This window comes from Paraclostridium sp. AKS73, from assembly GCF_025671395.1.
Classification (GTDB): domain Bacteria; phylum Bacillota; class Clostridia; order Peptostreptococcales; family Peptostreptococcaceae; genus Paraclostridium; species Paraclostridium benzoelyticum.
On record NZ_JAIXHU010000093.1, the window covers coordinates 1 to 402 of the forward strand.

The following is a 402-nucleotide window of genomic DNA, read 5'->3' on the forward strand; positions in this document are numbered from 1 at the left end:
GACTGGGGTGAAGTCGTAACAAGGTAGCCGTATCGGAAGGTGCGGCTGGATCACCTCCTTTCTAAGGAGTAATTACCTACTGTTTAATTTTGAGAGTTCTTAAATGAACTTCATATTGTGGGGGTGTAGCTCAGCTGGGAGAGCACTTGCCTTGCACGCAAGGGGTCAGGAGTTCGATCCTCCTCATCTCCACCATATATTAGACTAAACAAGTCTGATTAAAAAAGGCGTAAGCCTAAAATTAAGTACTTTGAGCAACAGATTACGACTGAATAGGAGTAATTGTTGGCGAAGTGCGTTAGCACTTTGAAAACTGCATAACATTTAGTGATGATTAAATAAACCAATTATAAGAGAAGAAAACTCTTTAAAAAATAACACTCTAATAACTGGTCAAGTTAT

1 tRNA gene and 1 rRNA gene are annotated in these 402 nt (G+C 39.3%); both read left to right on the top strand.

The window, feature by feature from the left end:
• Positions 1-61: ribosomal RNA gene (locus LEQ07_RS19815) — 16S ribosomal RNA — on the top strand; the annotation flags it as partial.
• Between the two features lie 58 nt (positions 62-119).
• Positions 120-195: transfer RNA gene (locus LEQ07_RS19820), tRNA-Ala, on the top strand.
• Positions 196-402: the final 207 nt, after the last annotated feature.